This window comes from Klebsiella oxytoca, from assembly GCF_009707385.1.
In the GTDB taxonomy this organism is placed as follows: Bacteria; Pseudomonadota; Gammaproteobacteria; order Enterobacterales; family Enterobacteriaceae; genus Klebsiella; species Klebsiella oxytoca_C.
This window is the reverse complement of sequence record NZ_CP046115.1, coordinates 970,075-992,863: the sequence shown is the minus strand read 5'-3', so window position 1 is coordinate 992,863 and position 22,789 is coordinate 970,075. Positions and strand designations below refer to the sequence as shown.

The window sequence follows — 22,789 nt, the reverse complement described above, 5'->3', positions numbered from 1 at the left end:
TGAAGTCCGTCTGACACTAAGAGGTGTACCATTTTTACCCGAGTCGCTAATTTTTGCCGTAAGGTGCTAAGCCGTGAAGAGCGCGAGGCAGAAGCCGCCGTCGAACAACTACATATGACGGTTATCCCGCGCGAGCAGCATGCAATTTCCCGCAAAGATATCAGTGAAAATGCCCTCAAGGTCATGTACAGACTCAACAAAGCGGGCTACGAATCGTGGCTGGTCGGCGGTGGCGTGCGCGATCTGCTGCTGGGCAAAAAACCCAAAGATTTTGACGTCACCACCAATGCGACCCCAGAGCAGGTGCGCAAGCTGTTCCGTAACTGCCGCCTGGTCGGCCGTCGCTTCCGCCTGGCGCACGTAATGTTCGGGCCGGAAATTATTGAAGTCGCTACCTTCCGCGGCCATCACGAAGGCCATACCACCGATCGTATCACCTCCCAGCGCGGCCAGAACGGCATGCTGCTGCGCGATAACATCTTTGGTTCGATTGAAGAAGACGCCCAGCGTCGCGACTTCACCATCAACAGCCTTTATTACAGCGTGGCGGATTTCACCGTCCGCGATTATGTCGGCGGCATGAAAGATTTGCAGGACGGCGTCATCCGCCTGATCGGCGATCCGGAAACCCGCTATCGTGAAGATCCGGTGCGCATGCTGCGCGCGGTGCGTTTTGCGGCCAAGCTCAGCATGAGCATCAGCGAAGAGACCGCCGAGCCGATTCCGCGCCTGGCGGCGCTGCTGCACGATGTGCCTCCGGCGCGTCTGTTTGAAGAAGTATTGAAACTGCTGCAGGCCGGTGACGGTTATCAAACCTATATACTGCTGCGCGAATATAACCTGTTCCAGCCGCTGTTCCCGACCATCACCCGCTACTTTACCGAGCGCGGCGATAGCCCGATGGAGCGCATCATCAGCCAGGTGCTGAAGAATACCGACAACCGCATTCGCAACGACATGCGCGTTAACCCGGCGTTCCTGTTCGCGGTAATGTTCTGGTACCCGCTGCTGGAGACCGCGCAAAAAATCGCTCAGGAGAGCGGGCTGGCCTACTACGATGCCTTCGCGCTGGCGATGAACGACGTGCTGGATGAAGCCTGCCGTACGCTGGCAATACCGAAGCGTATTACCACCCTGGTACGCGATATCTGGCAGCTTCAGCTGCGGATGTCCCGCCGTCAGGGTAAACGCGCGTGGAAGCTGATGGAGCATCCCAAATTCCGCGCCGCCTACGATTTGCTGGAGCTGCGCGCCGGTGCCGAGAATAACGGTGAGCTGCAGCGTCTGACTAAATGGTGGGGAGAATTCCAGGTCGCCACCCCGCCAGATCAGAAAGATATGCTTGATGATTTGGGTGACGATCCGGCTCCGCGACGTCGCCATCGCCGTCCGCGCAAACGTGCGCCGCGCCGTGAAGGTAGCGCATGACCCTCGTCTACATTGCCATCGGCAGCAATCTGGCCTCTCCGCTTGAACAGGTCAACGCTGCCGTAAACGCGCTGGCGGAAATTCCTGACAGCCGGCTGATTCGCGTTTCTTCTTTTTACCGCACGCCGCCGCTGGGGCCGCAGGATCAGCCTGACTACCTCAACGCCGCCGTGGCGCTGGAAACCACCCTGACTGCGGAAAACCTGCTCGACCACACTCAGCGTATCGAACTGCAGCAGGGCCGCACGCGTAAAGCCGAGCGCTGGGGGCCGCGCACGCTGGATCTCGACATCATGCTGTTCGGCGATGAAGAGATAGCGACTCCGCGCCTGACCGTGCCGCACTACGATATGAAAAACCGCGGTTTTATGCTGTGGCCGCTGTTTGAGATTGCTCCGGAGCTGCATTTTCCTGACGGTCTGTCATTACGCGCCGCTCTGGCAAATATCGAAGCAGATAAACCCGCCTTCTGGTAATCCCCCCTTCATTTTGCGCAATAACGGCGATCGCGGTAATCGGTTGCCTAAAACCATTGCCCCCCTGAATGCTGCTGTTAGAATGCCGGTTAAAATGACTTTCATCATCAGGAAACGTTATGAAACCGACCACGATCGCCCTGCTGCAGAAATGTAAACAGGAGAAGAAACGCTTTGCCACTATCACCGCCTATGACTACAGCTTTGCTAAGCTGTTTGCCGATGAAGGAATCAATGTGATGCTGGTTGGCGACTCGCTGGGCATGACGGTACAGGGACACGACTCTACCCTGCCGGTGACCGTAGAAGACATCGCCTATCACACTCGCGCCGTGCGCCGTGGCGCACCCAACTGCCTGCTGCTCGCCGATTTACCGTTTATGGCTTACGCCACCCCGGAACAAACCTTCGAGAACGCCGCCATCGTCATGCGCGCGGGAGCCAATATGGTGAAAATCGAAGGCGGCGCCTGGCTGGCGGATACCGTGAAAATGCTTGCCGAGCGCGCGGTTCCGGTATGTGGACATCTGGGGCTGACCCCTCAGTCAGTGAACGTCTTCGGCGGGTACAAAATTCAGGGCCGCGGCGACGCCGGGCAGGTTTTGCTTGATGATGCGCTGGCGTTAGAAGCGGCTGGCGCACAGCTGCTGGTACTGGAGTGCGTGCCGGTTGAGCTGGCGAAACGCGTCACCGAAGCATTAACTATCCCGGTGATCGGCATCGGCGCGGGCAACGTCACCGATGGACAAATCCTTGTCATGCACGACGCCTTCGGGATTACCGGCGGCCATATTCCAAAATTTGCCAAAAATTTCCTTAGCGCAGCGGGCGACATGCGCGCCGCGGTACGGCAATATGTTGCCGAAGTGGAGTCCGGCGTTTATCCGGGCGAAGAACACAGTTTCCATTAAGGAGTGTTGTTGTGCTGATTATCGAAACCATGCCGCTGCTGCGCCAGCATATCCGCCGTTTACGCCAGGAAGGCAAGCGTATTGCGCTGGTTCCCACCATGGGCAACCTGCACGATGGTCATATGAAGCTGGTTGATGCCGCGAAAGCCAGCGCGGATGTTGTGGTAGCAAGTATCTTCGTCAATCCGATGCAGTTTGACCGCGCAGACGATCTGGCGCGCTATCCGCGCACCCTGCAGGACGATTGTGAAAAGCTGAACAAGAGAAAAGTCGATTTGGTCTTTGCTCCTGCCGCGGAGGAAATTTATCCGCAGGGCACCGAAAGCCAGACCTACGTTGATGTTCCGGGACTCTCGACGATGCTCGAAGGCGCCAGCCGCCCGGGCCACTTCCGCGGCGTCTCCACTATTGTCAGCAAGCTGTTTAATCTGGTCCAGCCGGACGTCGCCTGCTTCGGCGAAAAAGACTTCCAGCAGCTGGCGCTGATTCGCAAAATGGTAGCCGATATGGGCTACGACATTGAGATTATCGGCGTACCGATTATGCGCGCTAAAGACGGGCTGGCGCTGAGCTCGCGCAACGGCTATCTCACCGCAGACCAGCGCAAAATTGCGCCGGGACTGTATAAAGTGATGAATAGCGTGGCGGAGAAACTGGCGGCCGGCGAGCGTAACCTCGATGAGATCATCGCGCTTGCCGCCCAGGATCTGAACGAAAAAGGTTTCCGCGCCGATGATATACAGATCCGCGATGCCGACACGCTGCTCGATTTAACACAAAACAGTCAGCGTGCGGTGATCCTGATGGCGGCGTGGCTCGGCCAGGCGCGTTTGATCGACAACCAGATAGTCGCGCTCGCTCAGTAGACACGGGTTAAAAATCAGGCAATACTGCCAGGAATTTCCTCAAGGCGGACGTCATGTCCGCTTTGTTATCGTTAAGCTTTAAAGGTAGACGTTATGATTCGTAATATGCTGCAGGGCAAACTCCACCGCGTAAAAGTCACGCAGGCCGACCTGCACTATGAAGGCTCCTGCGCTATTGATCAGGATTTCCTGGATGCGTCCGGCATCCTCGAAAACGAGGCTATTCATATCTGGAACGTGACCAACGGTAATCGTTTCTCCACCTACGCCATCGCCGCAGAACGCGGTTCGCGAATTATCTCCGTTAACGGCGCGGCGGCACACTGCGCGAACGTCGGCGATATTCTGATCATCGCCAGCTTCGTTACCATGCCTGACGAAGAAGCTCGTACCTGGCAGCCGAAAGTGGCCTATTTTGAAGGCGACAACGAAATGAAGCGCCAGGCAAAAGCAATTCCGGTTCAGGTTGCCTGATCTATCCCTGCGGCTGATTGCTTATCAGCCGCGACATCGTCTCCAGCGAATCAGTTCTCAGAATATACAGCCTTTTTAATAAGAACGGATTATCCCCCGGTTTGACCTTCCCTCGAACCGTCGTTACCGCCAGATGAAAACCAGCGTCATTCGCCGCCTTAACCGCCGTAGCGTTATAGCCGCCGAACGGATAAGAGAGATACAGTACGTGCGGGTTAAACTGCGCCAGCGCCCGCCGCGAATGCTCAAAATCAAACAGAATGTTGTGATAGCTGCGGCTGAGCAGAATCGGATGGCGGTTAGCGTCAACCCGATGCAGGAAGTGGGTATGCGACTGTAGGTCAAAAACGTCCTGAATCTGCTTTAACTCGGAAATACTCATAAACTGCAGCGATTGCGGCGCCCATTTCTGCGGATGGCGCTTAATGCGCGACGAGATGATAAAAGCCGTGGCGTGAAAGCCATACTGCTTGAGAATCGGGTAGGCATAGCGGTTGACCGACTTCAGCCCGTCGTCAAAAGTGATCGCTACCGAACGTGCCGGAAGGTTAATTTTATTACGCAGATAACCTTCCAGCTGATACAGACTCAGGGTGGTATAGCCCTGATCGCGTAGCCAGGTCATCTGATTGTTGAAGGCGCGAACGGAAGTCGTCGTTGAAGTATGGCGAAAGCGGGTATTCTCTTCGTCACGCAGAATATGGTGATAAGTAAGTATGGGTATGCCGTTATCTTCCTGCGCATCAAGGCTACTTACCCACGCCAGCCGGTTACCGATGCGAATCTGAAACCAGGTTTGATTAAGCCGGTCTTTAAGTTTACTGATGATAGGGTAACGCAAATTATTCGCCAGCGTGCCAAACGGCGCGCTACCAACGGAAGGGGCATCATAGACTGGGGTATCTTTCCAGGTAATAAGATTCTGGTTGCTCAGAGGTTTATGCAGATCGCCCAGATTATCTTCTACCCGCTGCTTCCCCTGCACCGGCTCAAGATGGCCTTTATCAATAAAACCGGTCGCAAACCCAAAATTGAACTCGTAGTAATCCGCCGCCGTCGGCACTACCGCCAGAATTTGCCCAGCCCGTACGTTACCGACGCTCACAACCTGATTGCCCACCTGCGCCCAGATATCCGCATCTTCCGTGGTTTGCATATAGCGCGCGGGAATGCCCTGCTGGCTTAACAGACTGGCGGAAGCGCCGATCGATGTCAGAAGGAGGAGGAGTAAAACAAGAATTCGGGCAAACATGCGCATCGAACCGGTAGACAAAAACTGCGGTCATTGTAACAAAAGCATCATCAATACCAATGCTTAATTCCCGTACGGCTCATGCAGCAAGCGGAATGGCGGATTTTTTTGCTGCTGATGCCAAAGGCTGCTTACTGTCGGGCCTCCGGCGTTAACGATAGCGTGACGAAAGGCTTCACTACTCAGACTCTGGCGTAGCTGATACATACTTTCCAGCAATGGATAGCCGATCCCGGAAATCACTTCGCAGTGGGTATGTTTATGACTCATCAGCGCGGCCACGCGATAAGGCGCGGCGCCGCTTCTGTCGGTCAGAAAAATGACCCCTTCTCCGCTGTCCGTCTCATGCAGCGCATCGCACATCATGCGGCTCAGCATATTGCTGCTGAGATTACGCCAATAGTTTACCGCCCGGCACTGGGTCAACGGCCCAAACTTTTTCTCCAGACGATCCAGCATATCCTGCGCCAGTTCATCATGACAGGTAATCACCCAACCTAACATCGCCTACCTCCTTAGCAGGCAAACAATTTAGCAGGGGAAATGATGAATATCGGTGATGGCAATCAAACTTGTTGGCTGGCGCTTCGCTTAACTGAACAGCAAAGCGCCATAAGTGGTTAAATTAGCTACGAAGTCCACGTCCGCGCTGGATCAGATACCAACACAGGATATAAAACGCGACGATAAACACGACCAGTACGCCGAAGGTCGTGACCAGCGGAACATCATTAATACCGAGGAAACCGTAGCGAAAACCGCTGATCATGTAGACAATCGGATTCAGATGCGACAAACCTTGCCAGAATGGCGGCAGCAGGGTCAGAGAATAAAATACCCCGCCGAGGTAGGTCAGCGGTGTCAGCACGAAGGTCGGAATGAGGCTGATATCGTCAAAGGTTTTAGCAAATACCGCATTGAGCAGGCCCGCCAGCGAAAACAGCACTGCGGTCAACAGCAGAGTAAGAGCGACATAGACCCACGAGTGAACCTGGAACGGTACGAAAAACAGCGAAATCGCCGTCACCAGAATTCCGACGCACAGACCTCGGGCAACGCCACCGCCCACATAACCGGCGATCACCACATGTGTGGGAACCGGCGCGACCAGCAGCTCTTCGATATTGCGTTGAAATTTGGCGCTGAAGAAAGAGGAAGCCACGTTAGCATAGGCGTTTGTGATCACCGCCATCATAATCAGGCCCGGCACGATAAACTGCATATAGGTAAAACCGTGCATTTCCCCAATGCGCGAGCCAATCAGATTGCCGAAAATAACAAAATAGAGGGTCATCGTAATGACCGGCGGCACCAGCGTCTGGATCCAGATACGCATAAAGCGATGGATCTCTTTAGTCCAGATGCTTTTCAGCGCGACCCAATATAGCTGCATCATGCTGACTCTCCTTTCCTGTCGTGTACCAGCGTGACAAACAGCTCTTCAAGACGGTTGGCCTTGTTACGCATACTTAATACCTGTATTCCCTGCGCGCTCAACTGAGTAAATACGCTATTTATTCCCTGCTCACGCAGCACCTCTACCTCCAGGGTCGACGTATCGACCAAACGATACTGATAGCCCTCCAGTACCGGTAATGGGCTTTTAGGCGCCAGATCGAGAATAAAGGTTTCTGATTTCAGCTTGGAAAGCAGCTCTTTCATTGAGGTGTTTTCCACCAGCTCACCGCGCTGGATAATGCCGATATTACGACACAGCATTTCGGCCTCTTCCAGATAGTGGGTGGTGAGGATAATCGTCGTGCCCTTATCGTTTAAATCTTTCAGGAATCCCCACATCGAACGGCGAAGCTCAATATCCACGCCCGCCGTCGGTTCATCGAGGATCAGCAGCTTCGGCTCGTGCATCAGCGCGCGAGCAATCATCAGGCGGCGCTTCATGCCGCCGGAGAGCATCCGCGCGCGTTCGTTGCGTTTTTCCCACAGATCGAGCTGTTTCAGGTACTTTTCGCTGCGGACGATCGCTTCTTTGCGCTCAACGCCGTAGTAGCCCGCCTGGTTAACCACGATCTGCTGCACGGTTTCAAACGGGTTAAAGTTAAACTCCTGCGGCACCAGTCCGAGCTGGCGCTTAGCGTTTACCACGTCCTTTTGCAGATCGTAGCCAAACACGTTGACCTCGCCGGAGGTTTTATTCACCAGCGAACTGATGATGCCGATAGTCGTGGATTTTCCCGCGCCGTTTGGCCCCAGGAGCGCGTAAAAATCACCCGCCTCAACCTGCAGATCGATTCCGCGCAGCGCCTGAACCCCGCCGGGATAGGTTTTTTTGAGCTGTTTTAGTTCCAGAGCAATGGTCATTAAATGTCTCTTCTCGTGTCGTGACACGCGATGGGTTGTTTTAAAAAATGTGAGGTTAACCTATATTAGCGCAATGCACTTACTTGGTTACAGGCCCGTAAACATCCATGAACGATATAGATACACTCATCAGCAACAATGCACTATGGTCAAAAATGCTGGTGGAGGAAGACCCCGGTTTCTTTGAGAAACTGGCACAGGCGCAGAAGCCGCGCTTCCTGTGGATTGGATGTTCCGATAGTCGCGTCCCCGCTGAACGTTTAACCGGGCTGGAACCAGGCGAGCTGTTTGTTCACCGTAACGTCGCTAACCTGGTGATTCATACCGACCTCAACTGCCTTTCCGTCGTCCAGTATGCCGTCGACGTGCTGGAAGTCGAACACATCATCATCTGCGGCCACTACGGCTGCGGCGGCGTACAGTCGGCGATTGATAATACCGAGCTTGGCCTTATCGACAACTGGCTGCTGCATATCCGCGATATCTGGTTTAAACACAGCTCGCTGCTGGGAGAGATGCCCGAGGCGCGTCGCCTTGATACGCTATGTGAATTGAATGTGATGGAGCAGGTATACAACCTTGGCCATTCAACGATTATGCAGTCAGCGTGGAAACGCGGACAGAAAGTGACAATCCACGGCTGGGCCTACGGCATTCATGACGGTATGCTACGCGATCTTGAGGTGACCGCCGTTAGCCGCGAAACGCTGGAACAGCGCTATCGCCAGGGAATTTCCAATCTTAAAAGCAAGCACGTCAATCACAAGTAATTCACGCGCTCCTCTTATATATCCCGGATAGCCGGGATATAAGCCGCATTACTCGTCCAGCAGAGTCACTTTGCCGATATACGGCAGGTGGCGGTAGCGCTGAGCATAGTCAATACCGTACCCCACTACGAACTCATCGGGGATAGCGAAACCCACAAACTCAACCGGCACGTTAACTTCCCGGCGGCTTGGCTTATCGAGCAGCGTACAAATCGCCAGGGATTTTGGTTCACGCAGGCTAAGAATTTCGCGCACTTTTGACAGCGTATTGCCGGAGTCAATGATGTCTTCCACGATCAGCACGTCTTTACCGCGGATATCTTCATCCAGGTCTTTGAGAATTTTGACGTCACGGGTGGTAGACATGCCGCTACCGTAGCTAGACGCAGTCATAAAATCGACTTCATGGGGAACCTGAACTTCACGGCACAGGTCGGCCATAAACATAAATGAGCCACGCAGCAGCCCCACCAGCACCATTTCGCTGCCGCTATCTTTGTAGTGCTCGTTGATTTGGCGACCGAGTTCAGCAATACGGGCTTTGATCTCGGTTTCCGGGATCATCACTTCTACAGTATGTTTCATAAAACTAACCATTTGATTCTTAATGTAAAACATCAAAGCCGCTGCGATTGCACCGACGTTGACCGGCAAGCCACGCAGTATACCAGCAAAAAGAAATCCGCGATGCAGTGATTAATAAAGCCCATTTTGTGATACCGATCACACTTGTTAAATCCTATAATTAATTGCATTTAAAAAATTAACAAACAAACGAGTGTCCTTCTATGGCAGAAACAAAATCTCAACAATCACGGCTACTCGTGACGCTGACTGCTCTTTTTGCAGCGTTCTGTGGTCTGTATCTTTTAGTGGGTGGGGCCTGGCTGGTCACCATTGGCGGCTCGTGGTATTACCCTATCGCAGGCCTGGCGATGCTGGGCGTCACCATCATGCTGTTCCGCGGCAAACGCTCCGCGCTTTGGCTTTACGCCGCGCTGCTGCTCGCCACTATGATTTGGGGTGTATGGGAAGTTGGCTTCGATTTCTGGGCGCTGACCCCGCGCAGCGATATTCTCGTCTTCTTCGGTATCTGGCTTATCCTGCCGTTTGTCTGGCGTCGTCTGCCAAACCCATCGACAGGTGCCGTTGGCGGACTGGTTGTCGCCCTGCTTATTAGCGGCGGCATCCTCACCTGGGCCGGCTTCAACGATCCGCAGGAAATCAACGGCACGCTGAGCGCTGATGCTACGCCAGCGGCGCCAATTTCTGAAGTCGCCGATGGTGACTGGTCGGCGTATGGCCGTAATCAGGAAGGCCAGCGTTATTCGCCGCTTAAGCAGATCAACGCCGATAACGTGAAGAACCTGAAAGAAGCCTGGGTGTTCCGTACCGGGGATCTCAAGCAACCTAACGATCCGGGTGAAATCACCAATGAAGTGACGCCAATTAAAGTTGGCGATACGCTCTACCTGTGTACCGCCCACCAGCGTCTGTTCGCGCTTGACGCGGCCACCGGTAAAGAAAAATGGCATTTCGATCCTCAGCTCAACGCTGACCCTTCTTTCCAGCACGTGACCTGCCGCGGCGTTTCATATCATGAAGCCAAAGCAGATAACGCGCCGGCTGATGCGGTTGCGGACTGTCCGCGCCGGATCATTCTGCCGGTCAACGATGGTCGCCTGTTCGCCATCAACGCTGAGACCGGAAAGCTGTGCGAATCCTTTGCTAATAAAGGCATTCTCAACCTGCAAACCAATATGCCGGTCACCACGCCGGGCATGTATGAACCCACTTCACCGCCGATTATTACCGACAAGACTATTGTCATCGCCGGTGCCGTGACCGATAACTTCTCTACCCGCGAACCGTCAGGCGTTATTCGCGGCTTTGATGTGAATACCGGTAAACTGCTGTGGGCATTTGACCCAGGCGCGAAAGATCCGAATGCAATTCCGCAAGATGAACATCATTTCACACTGAATTCACCTAACTCCTGGGCGCCTGCGGCCTACGACGCGAAGCTGGATCTGGTCTACCTGCCTATGGGCGTAACCACCCCGGATATCTGGGGCGGCAACCGTACGCCTGAGCAGGAACGCTATGCCAGCTCAATCGTGGCGCTGAACGCCACTACCGGCAAGCTGGCGTGGAGCTACCAGACCGTTCACCACGATCTGTGGGATATGGATATGCCGTCGCAGCCGACGCTGGCGGATATCGATGTGAACGGCAAAACCGTTCCGGTGATTTACGCTCCGGCAAAAACCGGCAACATTTTTGTCCTCGATCGCCGCAACGGCGAACTGGTTGTTCCGGCGCCGGAAAAACCGGTTCCGCAGGGAGCGGCTAAGGGTGACTATGTGTCGAAAACTCAGCCGTTCTCTGACCTGAGTTTCCGCCCGAAAAAAGACCTGACCGGCGCAGATATGTGGGGCGCCACGATGTTTGACCAGCTGGTATGCCGGGTTATTTTCCATCAGCTGCGCTATGAAGGCATCTTTACCCCGCCGTCAGAGCAGGGAACGCTGGTATTCCCGGGTAACCTGGGGATGTTCGAATGGGGCGGCATCTCCGTCGATCCGAATCGCCAGGTAGCGATTGCTAACCCGATGGCCCTGCCGTTTGTATCAAAACTGATCCCTCGCGGCCCTGGCAACCCGATGGAACAGCCGAAGGATGCTAAAGGCTCCGGTACTGAAGCCGGGATTCAGCCACAGTACGGCGTTCCATACGGCGTAACGCTGAACCCGTTCCTGTCACCGTTTGGTCTGCCTTGCAAACAGCCTGCCTGGGGATACATCTCTGCGCTGGATCTGAAAACCAACGAAGTGGTATGGAAAAAACGTATCGGTACGCCACAGGATAGCCTGCCGTTCCCGATGCCGATTAAACTCCCGTTCACTATGGGAATGCCGATGCTGGGCGGTCCTATTTCAACAGCCGGTAATGTGTTGTTTATCGGCGCAACCGCAGATAACTATCTGCGCGCGTATAATATGAGCAACGGTGAGAAATTATGGCAGGCGCGTCTACCGGCGGGTGGACAGGCAACGCCAATGACCTATGAAGTCAATGGCAAGCAGTACGTTGTCATCTCTGCCGGCGGTCACGGTTCGTTTGGCACCAGGATGGGCGACTATATCGTCGCGTATGCTTTGCCAGACGACGCGAAGTAAACCGCAAGTAAAAACAGAAGGCCCGGTTTCCGGGCCTTTCTTTATGCTCAATATCTTTTAAAGCATTTTCCTGTCAGGAAATGCCGCCCTCGACCGTAAACCCGAGCATCATTCCCGTATCCTCATGCTCCAGCAGATGGCAGTGCGCCATATAGGCAAATTCTTTCGGCGCATCGTGGTCAAATTTCACCAGCACCTCACTAACATCACCATCTACCCGCACTGTGTCTTTCCAGCCGCTACGATGCGCGGCGGGCGCCTTGCCGTTTTCCGACAAAATACGGAACTGAGTACCGTGGATATGGAACGGATGTAGCATCATGTCGCCTTTACCGGAAATCACCCACCGCTCATACTGCCCTTTCGCCGCGCTAAACATGGGAACATTCATATCAAACGCTTTGCCGTTGATGCGATTAGCGTTGTGGAAATCAAAACCTTTATTACTCTGCTTCATCTGCCCCATGTCGCCATGATTCATATGCGCCATGTCGCCGTGGTTCATATTGTTCATATTCCCCATGTCCGCATGGTTCATCATCGCGCCATGGTCCATTCCGGACATCGCCTGGTCGCCGTATTTTTGCATTAGCGCCTGCATGCCCATCATATCAAGCATCGGATCCATAGAGAGCTGTAGCGTACGTTGAGTGAGACCTTGCAGAAAAGGCAGAGCCGGCATAGCGACAAGAACATCTGGCAGTTTACCGGAAGCCTGGATCGTCAGAGGCTGAATGCGCAATACCGGCTGCGGCTTATCGAATGGCGTGATAGCCATCCCCATCTGGCTTACCGGCAGCGTGATCAGGTCGAAAGGTTTACCGTCACTCGTATCCACCAGTACTTCAAACCGTTCTCCCATTAATACCGGCAGCTCGTTAACTTTCACTGGTTCAGCCAGGAAACCGCCGTCGCTTGCCACGACGTACATTGGCCGCCGATCGCTGGTTGAGAAATTCAAAGAACGAGCATTACAGCCGTTCAGCAGACGCAAACGCAGCCAGCCCCGGGGTGCAGCATGCTCCGGGTAAAGCGTCCCGTTAGTCAGCAGCGTATCGCCAAACCAGCCAACGGCTGCGCTCATGATATCGAGCTGATAATCAATCTCTCCTTGAGCGGTGAATTTCTTATCCTGCACGATTACCGGAATATCATCGATTCCCCACTGCTTTGGCAAGAGCAGCCTCTCACTTTCCGCATCGGCAATCAGCACCAGCCCGGCCAGGCCCATCGCCACCTGTCTGCCTGTTTTTCCATGTTGATGGGGATGGAACCAGCAGGTCGCCGCTCGCTGCGTTGGGGTAAACGTCACCGTACGGGAACCACCGGCGGCAATTACGCCTTGCGGACCGCCATCCACCTCACCGGCCACCTCCAGACCGTGCCAGTGTACGGTGGTCTCCTCCGCGAGGCGGTTATGAATATCAATGGTTGCTGCCTCACCTTGCTTAAGCTGCAGGGCTGGGCCAAGAAGGCTACCGTTATATCCCCATGTAGTCGCCAGATGAGAGCCAAACTGGGTTTTCCCAGCCTGGATAGTCAGCGAGATGCGATTGCGCGCGTCAGCGGTCAGTAGCTCCGGAACCGGCAAAGAGGGGCGACTGGCGGCAAAAACCGTGCGGCTCCATAGCGGTAATGCGCTGGTCACGCCTAGCGCAGCGGTTAATTTGAGAAATTCACGACGTTGCATTTTCCACATCCTTTTATTCCGCAGGTGAATAAATGAGCTTAAACCCTCCAGCAACGGGAAGGTCAAGCAGAAGAGTAAGAATAAAGCTCAGCGTGGTGTAAAGAAGTATGCTAACTTTGTTTGTCCGTGATTCAATGGTAGAAAAAATGAAGACGCTTTTCAGAACAATAGTACTTGGCAGCCTGCTCACTCTCTCCGCCAATAGCTATGCATTAAGCGAGTCCGAAGCGGAAGATATGGCTGATTTGACGGCTGTATTTGTCTTTCTGAAGAACGATTGCGGTTATCAAAACCTGCCTAACACGCAGATTCGCCGCGCCCTGGTCTTCTTTGCTCAGCAGAATCAGTGGGATTTAAGCAATTACGATAGCTTCAATATGAAAGCCCTGGGTGAAGATAGCTATCGGGATCTGAGCGGCATCAAGATCTCCACCACCAAAAAATGCAAGGCGCTGGCTCGCGACTCACTTAGCCTGCTCGCTTACGTGAAATAAGCACCATGGTATTTATACAACATTAATAGCCGTTCAAATACGGCTATTACGTTTATCAATGTTAGAATTTCATTTAACAGCTTTCTCTAATTCACATCTCAATTCAAAATAAATTCATTAAGTGTTTAGCTAATTAATAAAACCAGCCCTCTCAATACCTTTAAAAAAACAAAAACTCTATTATTGCATTCTCATTTTCTGCACATTATTATCGCTCGATAACGACTCTTTTTATCAATGGAATGAAACCTTGAACATATCATTATTTGCACGTATAGCGCCTCTGGCCGTCATTTTATTGGTTGGCTGTAACTCAACGCAATCCAGACAATCCGCCAGATTAATAAAACCATTACCTGACGCAACATTAAGCCAACAAACCGAACAGCAGAGAATTGCTGAAGAGCAAGCGCGAATAGACGCTTGCCGTAAAGCTCTGGAGTCGCTGAAAGAAGTGAATCCTAAGCAGGCTGCTAAACTCGGTAATGATTTCACCTCGCTCCTCAGCGCCGCGTCCCAGTATAACTCAGTGCGCAGTAAAGTTGCTGAACCAACGAAACAAGGCATAGATTCAATGTATCAGTTCAAGTCAATTAAGCTATGTGCTGACATTGAAAAAGAGCTGATAGATAGCCTTGTTAAACGCGGTGAAAATGTTCAGCCATGAACAGAAAAATAGTCTTAAACATCAAATTGATATCGCTGGCGGCGCTGTTTTCGCTAGCGTTATCGCTATCACCTCATGTCCGTGCAGAAAAAGATGCGCTGGTAAACATCACGTCTGGCTCAAGCAATGACTCCGCAGGTCCAGCATTTTTGAATTATGCTAAAGAACAACAGACTCAAAAAAGTAATGAGTCAGCAAAACCCATTGAGGATAAGGATAAAAATAATAGTACAAAAACAACGAATAAAAAAAGCATACAAAAAACTAATGAAGCTTCACGTCAGGCTGCAATAATTTCTCAAAAAGATAAAACCATCCGCCAGCTTCGGCAGCAGCTTGAAGCGAAAGAAAGTAAGGCTAATACCGCTCCGGATAATCAAAAACAGTTGACTGATAAAATTCAGCAGCTTGAGAAACAGTTAGCGGAGGTAGTAGCCGAAAAACAAAAATTAATAAATAAAGAGCTATCTTCCACAGCAGAAATAAAAAAGAGCATAAAGCAGCTTAACAGCACGGAAAATAACGTGCTTCAGCAAGAGAAAAAACGGGTTGCGGCAGAATCGGCAAAACAAAAGCTGGAGCTTCAGTTAGCAGAAATTACGACTGAAAAACAATCTCTGATAAAAAAACTCGCCGCTGCGGAAACAGCAAAGCAAGATACGGCTTCTAAGCTCACAATCGCTGTGTCAGAGAAACAAACGCTCATGACGAAGCTCCAGGCTGAAGAGAAACAAAGACAAGCGCTCACAGAAAAATTAGCAATTTCTGCCCCGTATAAAAACAAGCTTGCCGCAGCGGAAAAATCGCAGCAGGAACTGACAACAAAGCTCGCCGCCGCTGACGCCGCACAGCGGGCGCTGAAAACGAAGCTGGATGCATCCGAAACAGCCCAAAAAGCGCTGGTAGCGAAACTCACCGCCTATGAAACTGAAAAACAAGATTTGACCGTTAAACTGACGGCTGCGGCGGAAGAAAAAAAGGCGCTCACGGCAAAACTTGATTCATTTACCGCCAGCAAACAGCAGTCGGCGCTTCAGGAGAGCGCTGTTCGCTTACAGGCAGAAAAAGACAAAGCCCTGCTGCAAGCCAACGCGAATGAGATTAACCAGCTAAAAACCAGGCTTGCTGATGCCGAGTCTAAATCAGGTAAAAAAGCGACGGCTCTCGATCTTGCAAAAGAGCCTCAACAGCAGGCTTATTCTATCGGCGTATCAATGGGTGAAGAGGCGCTAAAAGTCCTGTCCACCCGCAGCTCGCAGGGCGTGACAATCAGTAAAGATACCGTTCTGCAGGGGATCCTCGATGCTTTTGCAGGAAAAATCGCCCTCGATGAGAAAGTGCGCAATAAAGCCTTATTCGATGTCTCTAAAAAAGTCTTTAAGAATCTGAATAAGATAGAACAGCAAACGATTAGCGAAGGGAAGAAGTATCAACAAAATTTCGCGAAACAGAAAGGCGTGGTGTTTAAAGATGGTGTTTACAGTCGTATAGATTATGCCGGTGAAGGCAGGATCCTCGACACCGATACCGTAACCGTCACCATCAAGGAAACGCTTATCGACGGAACCGTCATTAACGACATGGAAGCCGAAGGCAAAGTCTGGACTCAGACCCTAAAATCCTATCCTCCCCTGTTTCTCGGGCCAATAAAACGCCTGGGGAATCATGGTTCTATTACCATAGTGATCCCGCCGGAGCTCGCCTATGGTAGCGAAGGGCGGCCTCCTAAAATTCCCCCCGGAGCGACCATGGTTTATTCAGTCAGAATCGTGGACGCCACTGCGGCAAAACCTCAGGATAAAAAACCCTGATCCTCACGCCTCCTGTAAAGGGGGCGTTTCGTCATTTTTCTTAATGGATTATGCTCCACGCTTCATTTGCTGAAATATCCACCGTGCATCATCTTCTATAGTTGGCTATGATGTTGCGCTCATTTTTAGTGGGTGTAACAGATGTTAACAAAGGAGGATCTGCCCGTGGCTGATAGCAATCTGTGGCATGAAACGCTGCACGACCATTTTGGTCAGTATTTCAGCGTTGATAACGTTCTGTATCACGAGAAAACCGATCATCAGGACCTGATCATTTTCGAAAACGCCGCCTTCGGTCGCGTGATGGCGCTGGACGGCGTGGTGCAAACCACCGAACGCGATGAGTTTATCTACCATGAAATGATGACCCATGTTCCTTTGATGGCCCATGGCCAGGCGAAACATGTGTTAATTATCGGCGGCGGCGACGGCGCCATGCTGCGCGAAGTCTCTCGTCATCGCAACGTGGAAACCATTACCATGGTTGAAATTGACGCCGGCGTGGTTTCATTCTGTCGCCAGTATCTCCCTAATCATAACGCGGGAGCCTACGACGATCCGCGCTTTACGCTGGTTATTGATGACGGTGTTAATTTCGTTAACCAGACAACGCAAACGTTTGATGTCATTATCTCCGATTGCACCGATCCTATCGGGCCTGGCGAGAGCCTGTTCACATCCGCCTTTTATGAAGGCTGCAAACGTTGCCTTAACCCCGGCGGAATCTTCGTCGCTCAGAACGGCGTCTGCTTCCTGCAGCAGGATGAAGCTATTGATAGCCATCGTAAGCTCAGCCATTACTTTCGCGATGTGAGCTTTTATCAGGCCGCGATTCCAACCTATTACGGCGGCATAATGACCTTTGCCTGGGCCACCGATAACGAAGCCCTGCGCCACCTTTCCAGTGAAATTATTCAGGCCCGTTTTCATAAGGCAAACCTGACGTGCCGTTATTACAATCCGGCAATCCACGCGGCGGCATTTGCTTTACCACAATATTTACTGGATGCGCTATCCACCGTTAAGTAAGGGGGTGATCTAAATTGAAAAAATTGAAGCTGCACGGCTTTAACAATCTGACTAAAAGCCTGAGTTTTTGCATTTATGATATTTGCTATGCAAAAACGGCAGAGGAACGCGATGGCTACATCGCCTATATTGACGAACTCTACAATGCCAACCGCCTGACCGAAATTCTGTCAGAAACCTGTTCCATTATTGGCGCCAATATTCTCAACATCGCGCGCCAGGATTATGAACCGCAGGGTGCCAGCGTGACGATCCTGGTCAGCGAAGAGCCTATCGACCCGCAGCTTATCGACCAGACAGAACATCCGGGCCCGCTGCCAGAAACCGTTGTGGCGCATCTCGATAAAAGCCATATATGCGTTCACACCTATCCAGAAAGCCATCCAGAAGGTGGGCTGTGCACCTTCCGCGCCGATATTGAAGTCTCAACTTGTGGCGTAATCTCCCCTCTGAAGGCGCTTAATTACCTGATTCACCAGCTGGAATCCGATATCGTCACTATTGATTATCGCGTGCGCGGTTTTACCCGCGATGTGAACGGTATGAAGCACTTCATCGATCATGAAATCAACTCCATTCAGAATTTCATGTCAGAGGATATGAAATCGCTTTATGACATGGTGGACGTTAATGTCTATCAGGAGAATATTTTCCATACCAAAATGATGCTGAAGGAATTCGACCTTAAGCACTATATGTTTCACACCAGGCCGGAAGATTTAACGGAAGAAGAGCGCAGGGTGATCACCGACCTGCTCTGGAAAGAGATGCGCGAAATCTACTACGGACGTAATATCCCGAGCGTATAACAACGTCGCGGATGGCGGTATCCTTAAAGTTCGGGCTGTACCAGCGTAAGGGCAATGGATTGCGCTTTCAGTTCAGCCTGAACGGGAAGGGGCAAACTCACATCGGTAATAATGTCGGTGAAACGGCTTAACGGAGCGACGTTGAACAACGAGTGGGCACCATATTTGCTGCTGTCCGCCAGTAAGATCTTGCGCTGGGCGTTGGCAATAATCTCCTGTTTCAGCCCCGCCTTTTCTTCCGTCGGCGTCGTCACGCCCTTTTCCACGCTCCAGCTGTTACAGCTCATGAAAGCGATATCAGGATAGACGCTACGTAGCATCTTACGGCCAAACTCGCCGATACATGACTGACTGCTGTCATCAATGCGGCCACCAACTATAGTCACTTCTATCTGGCGGAACTCGGATAAAAACAGAGCGATATGCAGATCGACTGTGATCACCCTGAGCGGAAGATGGGTCAGGCATTTTGCCAATTCCAGCATAGTGGTACCGGCATCCAACACCACCGCGTCGCCCGCCTGCACCATCGAGGCGGCAAAACGTGCAATCGCCCGCTTTTCCGCAGGCGATCGTAACTGCTTTTCATTGGTTGTAGGCTGAGAAGGCTCAAAGCGCCGCAGAGCAACACCGCCGTGGCTGCGGCTGATCACGCCCTGCTCATCCAGCTTGATCAGATCGCGTCGTATCGTCGCCGGTGATGCTTCTACCGCATCCACCAGCTGTTCCACGGTCACCAGCGTATGATTTTTCAAATACGCCACAATCTTATCCAGACGGTGTTGTCCTTTCATAACAGGAAATTACGCCAGTTGCATTGCCAGTTTAATCGATACGGCCATGCTCTCAGATTTTGCTTTTCCCGTCCAGGCTATATCAAACGCGGTCCCGTGATCGGCAGAAGTGCGAATAAACGGCAAACCAGCGGTAATATTCACCCCATCGTAGAAGCCGAGCAGTTTGAGCGGAATATGCCCCTGATCGTGGTACATCGCTACCACTATGTCATATTGCCCCTCATACGCCTGTAAAAACACGGTATCCGGCGGACAGGGCCCGTAAACATCGATTCCCTTCGCTTTCATATTTTCTATAGCTGGCGACACTATGCGTATTTCTTCATCACCAAACAGACCGTTTTCGCCCGCATGGGGATTGACCCCGGCAACGGCAATGCGCGGCTCGGCGAAACCGACGCGTTTCAGGAAGCGATCCGCGATGCCGATAACCGTCTCCACGCGTTGACCATTAAGAGTATCAAGGAACTTGCGCAACGCAATGTGGGTCGAGACATGAATGACCTTCAGCTTGTCGGTGTACAGCACCATGGCGTAATCGCGGCTTTCTGTCAGCGTCGCCAGCAGTTCGGTATGACCTGGGTAATTATGTCCGGCCAGATGAAGCGCTTCTTTATTCAGCGGTGCGGTCGCGATGGCGTGCACGTCGCCTTTCATCGCCAGCTCAGTCGCCCGCTTCACGCAGCGGTAGGCCAGATCGCCCGCCTGGGCCTGCACTTTACCCGGCTCCAGCGCCTCCGGCTGGGCCAACGGCTCGTCAATGACATGAATCACGCCGGGCGCAAATCGCGCCTCTGCGACCTCGGTAATCGCGCGAAAAGTCACGCCTTCCGCCAGCCCTTTATCCTGCAGACGTTTCAGTGTTTGCAGACACCCTATCACCACCAGCGGCGCGCCATTCAGCTCGTCTTCACAAAGCGCCTTAACAATGATTTCCGGACCAATGCCCGCCGGGTCGCCCATCGTAATCGCAATTGTTTTAGTTACCACGGTACATCTCCTCAATAAAATAAAGCGCATCACAAAGGGTGCTGTCTGAACCGAATCCGCCAGCTTTAGTGATAACCGGCAGATCGTCGATTTCACTGTTTACGAACGTTCCACAGGGAATACAGGGCGCCACCTCACTCTGAATGCGATAGCCTTCCGCCCCGAGCGCGGCGGCGACCGCGGTGGCGATATCACCTCCGGTCAGGAACAGCCCGCCAATACGAGCCTGTTCGATAATGCGCAGAGTAATCACGCCAAGACGTTGGCTAAGCATTTCACCGAGCTGTTGACGGCTCACGCCTGCCTGAGCGCACAGGCTGTCGATCATCTGCCGATCGTCCGCGCTCCGACTGGTACGTAAAATGGTGTGCTGCTGCCGACTGAGCAGCGCACAGGCCTGTTCAACTGCCGCGGCCATTTCTTGTTCAGCCTGCGCCGATGCCAGCCGCGATGCATCAATATCCACGACGCTGGCGCGTGCCTGGCAGAGCGCTTTTTCAACCTGCCGCCGCGTGGCTTCGCTCATCGACCCAGCCACCACCAGTACCGGTAGCTCCTGCCTTTCCTGCATAAACGTTCTGACCGGTAGCGCATTCGCCAGCCCGGCTGCGCCAACCAACAGCGGCATCTCCTTTTGTTCACAGATAGCCTGTGCAATCAGCAGCAGATCGCGATCTTCCACTGCATCGGCTACCACCATGCATTCCCCCTCGGCTGAAAAAGCCGTCAACAGCGCGCTTAATTGCCCCCGACGCACGTCTTCGAGCGACACTTCATGTACCGGAACGTCGCTTTGCAGGGCGATCAACGCCGCAATGCGCGAGGAGATAATGGGGGTTTTCGGATCGCTGGCGAATTCGGTTTCCAGCAGCGGCGTACCGTTGACGAGGCATAATCCGTTGCGGGTGGTGCGCCCGGCCGCGGGGATAGCCGCCGCGATCACTGCCAGCCTTCGGTTTGTAGCACGCATTGCCGCCGTCACTTCAGCACCAACGTTACCGCGAAAAGTGGAGTCGATTTTCTTATAAACCAGCGGTAGCGCATCACCATCGCACCATGGCGCTAATGCCTGCGCTACCGCTTTTCCGGCCTTCTCTGCGGGCATAGCGCGGCTTTCTGTGTTGATCACCAGCACATCAGCGCGACGCGAAGGTTTTTGATCCGGCGTGAGCATCACTTCCGTGCGCGCCCCCTTCTTTGCCAGCTGCACGCCGGTATCGTTAGAACCCGTAAAGTCGTCGGCGATAACGATCATTTTCATGCTTTTTTCTCCTCAGCAATCTGACGCGCTTGCTTCTTAGCCACCCACGAGGTCAGAACAGGGGTCAAAATCGCGGTGGTGATCACCGACGCGGCAATCAGCGGCGCGGCCGCTGCGGCAACCTCTGCCAGAGAGGGATCGGCCTGGGCAATCGCCAGCGGCGTCGCCACGGCGTTTCCAGCGGTACTGGAGGCCGCCGCGCCAGCAATCCCGCTTCCGCCTACCAGACGATCGGCACGAATGTTAAAGAAACCGCCGATGAAGGTGGTCAGCACGCCGAGCAGAATACCCGCCAGACCGCCCTGCAGTAGCATTTCAAGGTTGATCCCTGCGCCCAGCGCAAAAGCGAAGAACGGAATCAACAGCGGGCCGCCTTTGGTCAGGAAGTCGCGCATGTTAGGGTCGAGATTACCCAGGATCATTCCCACCACCAGCGGGACCAGTACTGCGACCAGCGCCATGATCGGAATGTTCGCCATCCCCGCAGCGCCCAGCGCGATCATCGTAAAGAATGGACCGTCATTCAGGGACAGGATGGAGATCGCTCCCACATCACGCTCGTTACCAAACTCCCCCACCAGCGCGGCGTAAAGCCCGCCATTCGAGTTACTCATCGCAGCGATGATCGCCAGGCCGCTTAAGCCGAAGATCCCTTCAGTACCGAAGAGTTGTTCTACGCCAAGGCCAATCGCGATGGCGATCAGGAGCTTGGTCAGCGTAATCGTACCGCCCTGCAGCAGCGCCTGGGGTGCTGCCTTAACGCTAATTCCCGCCCCCATGCAGAGCAGGAAGGCGCCAATCAGTGGCGCTGCGCCGTTTTTAAACAGCGCGGTGGTGAACCCGCCAATCTCAAGCGCTTGCGGGGCAAAGGTATTGATAATGGCGCCGATCACCAGTGGCACAACCATCATGCCGCCAGGTACACGTTCTATAGCCTTCTTGATGTTCATGGTCTTCCCGCCTGTTGTTATATTATGATTAAATAAAATCATAAAGATTATATTTAATCAAACAAACTTCACAAACGCGCCAGATCACAGTTTTAAAATGATTAATAAAAATCAAAAGAGGGATCGCAGGCGAAAAAAAAGCCGGACATCAATGCCCGGCCATGGAAATGATTAAAGTTGCTCAAGATTGACCGACAAATTTTCGATAGGCTTTCACTACCTGAAGAAAGTCTTCCACACCGCATAGCGAGAGGCTTTCTTCGTCATAGTAGCTCATCCCCTCTTCTATCTCATCGCCGGAAAAATCCAGCTGATTGGCGCGGATCATCACTTCTTCACCGTCCAGCCATAGCGTGTATTCATGGCCGACACGTTGCCAGGAACGTTCACTGCCTTTGACGGTGCGCGCGGCCTGCTCGACTTCATCCAGCAGGGCAAGGTTATCTTTAACCTCTTCGTTGAACCAGTGGCCGATCGCCTCATGATCCATCGACATTCGCACCTTTACCACTCCGGTAATATCGCGCAGAAATTCGTAATCCATAGTTTATTCCTCTGCAAGGGCAGTGCGTCACCGCTGCACTGTACCCATAACGTCATTATCGCAGCAGTAAAG

At 52.8% G+C, this 22,789-nt stretch carries 23 protein-coding genes; 12 read left to right on the top strand and 11 right to left on the bottom strand.

Annotated features, from left to right (window positions below):
- Positions 1-30 precede the first annotated feature (30 nt).
- From pcnB to panD, 5 genes are all read left to right on the top strand, one after another.
- Positions 31-1,428: a polynucleotide adenylyltransferase PcnB gene (gene pcnB / locus GJ746_RS04640; RefSeq protein WP_154679139.1), complete on the top strand. Its 1,398-nt coding sequence runs from the start codon at positions 31-33 to the stop codon at positions 1,426-1,428.
- On the top strand, positions 1,425-1,904 hold the full coding sequence (gene folK, locus GJ746_RS04635) for a 2-amino-4-hydroxy-6-hydroxymethyldihydropteridine diphosphokinase (protein ID WP_154679138.1): 480 nt from the start codon (positions 1,425-1,427) through the stop codon (positions 1,902-1,904). The genes pcnB and folK overlap by 4 nt, the downstream gene beginning before the upstream one ends.
- Before the next feature lie 119 nt (positions 1,905-2,023).
- The gene (panB, locus tag GJ746_RS04630) at positions 2,024-2,815 is read left to right on the top strand and encodes a 3-methyl-2-oxobutanoate hydroxymethyltransferase (RefSeq protein ID WP_154679137.1); all 792 of its coding nucleotides are present in this window, start codon (positions 2,024-2,026) and stop codon (positions 2,813-2,815) included.
- 11 nt (positions 2,816-2,826) lie between these two features.
- Positions 2,827-3,681 carry a pantoate--beta-alanine ligase gene (gene panC, locus GJ746_RS04625; RefSeq protein ID WP_154679136.1) on the top strand — a complete coding sequence of 285 codons (855 nt, stop codon included), beginning with the start codon at positions 2,827-2,829 and terminating at the stop codon, positions 3,679-3,681.
- 93 nt (positions 3,682-3,774) lie between these two features.
- Positions 3,775-4,155 carry an aspartate 1-decarboxylase gene (panD, locus tag GJ746_RS04620; protein ID WP_154679135.1) on the top strand — a complete coding sequence of 127 codons (381 nt, stop codon included), beginning with the start codon at positions 3,775-3,777 and terminating at the stop codon, positions 4,153-4,155.
- A 1-nt stretch (position 4,156) separates the two neighbouring features.
- Here the strand turns inward: panD and GJ746_RS04615 are convergent, their stop codons facing one another.
- From GJ746_RS04615 to GJ746_RS04600, 4 genes are all read right to left on the bottom strand, one after another.
- Complete coding sequence (locus tag GJ746_RS04615; protein WP_154682642.1) at positions 4,157-5,413, bottom strand: polysaccharide deacetylase family protein; 1,257 nt, start codon at positions 5,411-5,413, stop codon at positions 4,157-4,159.
- 57 nt (positions 5,414-5,470) lie between these two features.
- Positions 5,471-5,911: a PTS sugar transporter subunit IIA gene (locus GJ746_RS04610; protein WP_154679134.1), complete on the bottom strand. Its 441-nt coding sequence runs from the start codon at positions 5,909-5,911 to the stop codon at positions 5,471-5,473.
- Positions 5,912-6,032: 121 nt separating this feature from the next.
- Complete coding sequence (locus GJ746_RS04605) at positions 6,033-6,803, bottom strand: ABC transporter permease (protein WP_154679133.1); 771 nt, start codon at positions 6,801-6,803, stop codon at positions 6,033-6,035.
- On the bottom strand, positions 6,800-7,726 hold the full coding sequence (locus GJ746_RS04600) for an ABC transporter ATP-binding protein (protein WP_154679132.1): 927 nt from the start codon (positions 7,724-7,726) through the stop codon (positions 6,800-6,802). The genes GJ746_RS04605 and GJ746_RS04600 overlap by 4 nt, the downstream gene beginning before the upstream one ends.
- Before the next feature lie 107 nt (positions 7,727-7,833).
- Between GJ746_RS04600 and can the strand changes: the two genes are divergently transcribed.
- On the top strand, positions 7,834-8,496 hold the full coding sequence (can, locus tag GJ746_RS04595; protein WP_154679131.1) for a carbonate dehydratase: 663 nt from the start codon (positions 7,834-7,836) through the stop codon (positions 8,494-8,496).
- A gap of 48 nt (positions 8,497-8,544) precedes the next feature.
- On the opposite strand, the gene hpt is transcribed toward can, so the two are convergent.
- Positions 8,545-9,081 (bottom strand): hypoxanthine phosphoribosyltransferase, encoded by a 537-nt coding sequence (gene hpt / locus GJ746_RS04590; RefSeq protein ID WP_139536998.1) that lies wholly within the window; start codon positions 9,079-9,081, stop codon positions 8,545-8,547.
- Between the two features lie 203 nt (positions 9,082-9,284).
- Between hpt and GJ746_RS04585 the strand changes: the two genes are divergently transcribed.
- Complete coding sequence (locus tag GJ746_RS04585) at positions 9,285-11,675, top strand: glucose/quinate/shikimate family membrane-bound PQQ-dependent dehydrogenase (protein ID WP_154679130.1); 2,391 nt, start codon at positions 9,285-9,287, stop codon at positions 11,673-11,675.
- 73 nt (positions 11,676-11,748) lie between these two features.
- Here the strand turns inward: GJ746_RS04585 and cueO are convergent, their stop codons facing one another.
- Complete coding sequence (gene cueO / locus GJ746_RS04580; RefSeq protein ID WP_154679129.1) at positions 11,749-13,365, bottom strand: multicopper oxidase CueO; 1,617 nt, start codon at positions 13,363-13,365, stop codon at positions 11,749-11,751.
- A gap of 146 nt (positions 13,366-13,511) precedes the next feature.
- Here cueO and GJ746_RS04575 point away from each other — a divergent pair, with 146 nt between their 5' ends.
- The 5 genes from GJ746_RS04575 to speD all read left to right on the top strand — a co-directional run bounded on the left by GJ746_RS04575 (position 13,512) and on the right by speD (position 18,175).
- Positions 13,512-13,859 (top strand): YacC family pilotin-like protein, encoded by a 348-nt coding sequence (locus GJ746_RS04575; protein ID WP_154679128.1) that lies wholly within the window; start codon positions 13,512-13,514, stop codon positions 13,857-13,859.
- A 250-nt stretch (positions 13,860-14,109) separates the two neighbouring features.
- On the top strand, positions 14,110-14,526 hold the full coding sequence (locus GJ746_RS04570; protein WP_227852751.1) for a permease: 417 nt from the start codon (positions 14,110-14,112) through the stop codon (positions 14,524-14,526).
- The gene (locus tag GJ746_RS04565; RefSeq protein ID WP_154679127.1) at positions 14,523-16,337 is read left to right on the top strand and encodes an FKBP-type peptidyl-prolyl cis-trans isomerase N-terminal domain-containing protein; all 1,815 of its coding nucleotides are present in this window, start codon (positions 14,523-14,525) and stop codon (positions 16,335-16,337) included. Before GJ746_RS04570 ends, GJ746_RS04565 begins: the two co-directional genes overlap by 4 nt.
- A gap of 165 nt (positions 16,338-16,502) precedes the next feature.
- On the top strand, positions 16,503-17,366 hold the full coding sequence (speE, locus tag GJ746_RS04560; protein WP_154679126.1) for a polyamine aminopropyltransferase: 864 nt from the start codon (positions 16,503-16,505) through the stop codon (positions 17,364-17,366).
- A 14-nt stretch (positions 17,367-17,380) separates the two neighbouring features.
- Positions 17,381-18,175: an adenosylmethionine decarboxylase gene (gene speD / locus GJ746_RS04555; RefSeq protein WP_154679125.1), complete on the top strand. Its 795-nt coding sequence runs from the start codon at positions 17,381-17,383 to the stop codon at positions 18,173-18,175.
- A gap of 23 nt (positions 18,176-18,198) precedes the next feature.
- On the opposite strand, the gene GJ746_RS04550 is transcribed toward speD, so the two are convergent.
- The 5 genes from GJ746_RS04550 to yacL all read right to left on the bottom strand — a co-directional run bounded on the left by GJ746_RS04550 (position 18,199) and on the right by yacL (position 22,717).
- Positions 18,199-18,969, bottom strand: coding sequence for a DeoR/GlpR family DNA-binding transcription regulator (locus GJ746_RS04550; protein ID WP_154679124.1), 771 nt, complete (start codon positions 18,967-18,969; stop codon positions 18,199-18,201).
- 9 nt (positions 18,970-18,978) lie between these two features.
- Positions 18,979-19,962 carry a D-threonate 4-phosphate dehydrogenase gene (locus GJ746_RS04545; RefSeq protein WP_154679123.1) on the bottom strand — a complete coding sequence of 328 codons (984 nt, stop codon included), beginning with the start codon at positions 19,960-19,962 and terminating at the stop codon, positions 18,979-18,981.
- The gene (dtnK, locus tag GJ746_RS04540) at positions 19,952-21,223 is read right to left on the bottom strand and encodes a D-threonate kinase (protein WP_154679122.1); all 1,272 of its coding nucleotides are present in this window, start codon (positions 21,221-21,223) and stop codon (positions 19,952-19,954) included. The genes GJ746_RS04545 and dtnK overlap by 11 nt, the downstream gene beginning before the upstream one ends.
- The gene (locus GJ746_RS04535; protein WP_154679121.1) at positions 21,220-22,173 is read right to left on the bottom strand and encodes a 2-keto-3-deoxygluconate permease 1; all 954 of its coding nucleotides are present in this window, start codon (positions 22,171-22,173) and stop codon (positions 21,220-21,222) included. Before GJ746_RS04535 ends, dtnK begins: the two co-directional genes overlap by 4 nt.
- Before the next feature lie 181 nt (positions 22,174-22,354).
- Positions 22,355-22,717 (bottom strand): protein YacL, encoded by a 363-nt coding sequence (yacL, locus tag GJ746_RS04530; protein WP_154679120.1) that lies wholly within the window; start codon positions 22,715-22,717, stop codon positions 22,355-22,357.
- Between the last annotated feature and the right edge of the window lie 72 nt (positions 22,718-22,789).